The sequence below is a fragment of the Armatimonas sp. genome, assembly GCF_043760365.1.
Classification (GTDB): Bacteria; Armatimonadota; Armatimonadia; order Armatimonadales; family Armatimonadaceae; genus Armatimonas.
The window spans coordinates 1-2,618 of the sequence record NZ_JAYUPA010001030.1 but is presented as its reverse complement, the minus strand read 5'-3'; the positions used below and the strand labels follow the sequence as shown (position 1 = coordinate 2,618).

General features: G+C 58.5%; 2 protein-coding genes and 1 pseudogene. 1 reads left to right on the top strand and 2 read right to left on the bottom strand.

The window, feature by feature from the left end:
- Together ACH2EH_RS26310 and ACH2EH_RS26305 are read right to left on the bottom strand one after the other, a co-directional pair.
- Positions 1–245 (bottom strand): annotated as a pseudogene (locus tag ACH2EH_RS26310) (ATP-binding cassette domain-containing protein); the annotation flags it as partial.
- A gap of 68 nt (positions 246–313) precedes the next feature.
- Positions 314–1,372, bottom strand: coding sequence for a glycosyltransferase family 4 protein (locus tag ACH2EH_RS26305; RefSeq protein ID WP_395146389.1), 1,059 nt, complete (start codon positions 1,370–1,372; stop codon positions 314–316).
- A gap of 92 nt (positions 1,373–1,464) precedes the next feature.
- Between ACH2EH_RS26305 and ACH2EH_RS26300 the strand changes: the two genes are divergently transcribed.
- Positions 1,465–2,618 (top strand): PQQ-binding-like beta-propeller repeat protein (locus tag ACH2EH_RS26300; protein WP_395146388.1); only part of this gene is annotated, 1,154 nt, incomplete at its 3' end.

The following is a 2,618-nucleotide window of genomic DNA, read 5'->3' as shown; positions in this document are numbered from 1 at the left end:
TCGCTGCCAAGAATTATATTTTCCGTGACCGTAAACGGCGCAATCAGATCGAAGTGCTGCTGTACCATCCCGATTCCGGCGTTAATCGCGGCTCGTGGGGAGGAGAAGTGTGTGGCACTGCCCTCCAGTTGTAGCTCCCCCGAGTCGGGTTGGAGTAGGCCAAAGAGCACGCGCATCAAAGTGGACTTACCTGCCCCATTTTCCCCGATAACCGCAATTCGCTCGCCCGGCGGCAGCGCAAGGGAGATGTCTTCGAGTGCCGTTACCGCACCAAAGCGCACCGTGATGTGGGCGAGCTGGATCGAAGGGGCTGTCACGCGTTTAGTATAGCACGGTAGGCCGCCAGCACGATCTGGGCATGCGCCTGCCAGGTATAGGATGGTGTGGTCTGGTAGCGTGCTGTGGCAAGTGCCGCAGCCAGCGCCGCGGCGTCGTGTGGATCCGCGAAGGTTGCGGACTGTCCCAAGACTTCACGGAGCACAGGGATGTCGGCGGCAACCACCGGGCATCCCTGAGCCAGCGCCTCCAAGGGAGGGTATCCGAAGCCTTCATAGAGCGAGGGAAAGCAGTAGACACTAGCTTCCGCATAGGCTGCGCGCAGCTCGGTATCGGTCAAGTGACCCAGTGCGAGTGCGTTGGAGGGCAAGATAAGCCGTTTTTTTCGCCCACTCGCAAAAGTTTTTCCAACCAGAGCAAGTTTTTTTTTCGGGTGATGCTCCATAGCTGTAATCAGTGTTTCCAGGTTCTTATGCGGCTCGTTTGTTCCCACCGCCAGCACGAAGGGCTCCGTGATGCGCTTGCGCAGAGCGGAGCGTTCGGCAGGCGTGGCGGGGAGGCTCCAGAACCTGTCCAAACCCGGATAGGCCACGGTGAGTTTCTTTGCTTGGACACCCGGCACTAATGCCAGAATCTCGCGTTTTGTAAACTCTGACATGGGGAGCACCTGAGTGGCATTTCGAAGGGAGCGTGGCATCGCCCAGCGTAAAAATGCCGCCCGGAGAGGGGAGAAACTCCGTGGCCAACGCAAAATCCGCAAGTCGGGGACGGTTAAGATGCTCGGGGTGGGTACCGAAAAGGGCAAGTAGCCAAAGGGAGAATGAAAAAGATCAAAAGGGGCGGTTTTGTGTAAGCGCCTGAGAAAAGCCGTCTCGCGTAGGAGCCTGCCCAGTGGGTGACCAGAGCCTCCACCGGAGTGTATGGTGAGGGGGACAGGGATCAGTGGAGGCGGTAAATCGTCCCAGCCCGGCGGGATCAGGCAGCGAATCTCCAGCCCACTCGTGTGAGTTGCGAGCGCCTGAAGCAGTCCGATTAAGTAGCGTGTGATGCCTGTATTTTCTGCCAGAACAAACGGACAATGAAGGAGAACACGCATTATCGCATCCTATCATGCAGAACATGCTTGACTCTGGAAAGGCCTTGGCTTATAATCAGCTGACATCTCTAGGCCGTGTCGAAGGATAAACCATGCGAATTTCTCGTCGCACTCAACGTGCCCGCGTCGGCGCCGCCGCCGCGCTGGCGCTTACTTCTGGAATTGCCGCCATCGGAGCGGCGGCGGCGGACTGGCCCCAGCTACGTGGCGACACGCAGCGAACGGGCATCGCCGCCGAGGCGATCAAGCCACCGCTCTCAGTACTCTGGCGTTTTACAGGGGGAGTTCAGAATAATAACATCACATCCCCCGTGATCATCGGTAATACCGTCTACTTCAGTACGCGCGCCAGCAATCAGCAGGGCGGGATTCTCTACGCCTTGGACGCCAAGACTGGGGAGCGCAAGTGGTCCTACCCTCAGGATGCCAATGGACTGGCTGCGGGGAGGTACTTTACGACCACTGTCACCCATGATAACGGCAAACTCTACGTCGGCTCCTCGGGTGGTACGCTCTATATACTAGACGCCAAGACCGGTGCAGAAGCCGGTGGTCCGTTCCAGCTAGGCCGTCGCATTGAGTCCGCTCCGATTATCGAGAACGGAACACTCTACTTTGGGTGTAATGATGGCATGTTCTACGCCCTTGATGCCCAGACGGGTGAGAAGCGCTGGAGCCAAATGGACACCCGCAACCGCCGCACCGTGGGCTATGCCTACTCTGCTGGCGAGGGAGTCAGCTCCGCGCCCCTACTCGCGGGCGACATGATGCTCTTCCAGACAACGGACAACCAGATTCACGGGATCAAGCAAGCCACGGGAAATTTCCGCTGGAAAACCCGCTTGCCCTACACGTTCCTGCCGCACGGAATGACCTTCGCTGGCAACAGTATTTTCGTTGCGACAGGCCCCGCACTGTACTCCGTCCTCCCCGCTTCCGGCTCCATTCGGTGGTACCGCAACCTGCCTAACGATATTCTGGCAGCGCCCGCGCTCTCGGAGGGGATTGCCTATGTGGGATGTAAAGATGCGAATGGGGATGGTGGCCTGCTCTACGCTCTAAAAGATAATGGGCGTGAGCACTGGAAAAAACCGGTGAAGCTTCCCTATGCACCGGCAGGTGCCCCTATTGTCTCGGGTGAGGTGATCTATGTCCCGGGCCAGCGGGGGACGCTCATGGGGATTGATAAAGCGGAAGGTGGCTTGCTCTGGGCGTACCAGCTTCAGCCCGTTACCAGCCGGCCCAA

Bases quoted from the DNA above. Each gene is read 5' to 3' on its own strand.
- ACH2EH_RS26305 (WP_395146389.1), bottom strand. From the start codon at position 1,372: ATGCGTGTTCTCCTTCATTGTCCGTTTGTTCTGGCAGAAAATACAGGC.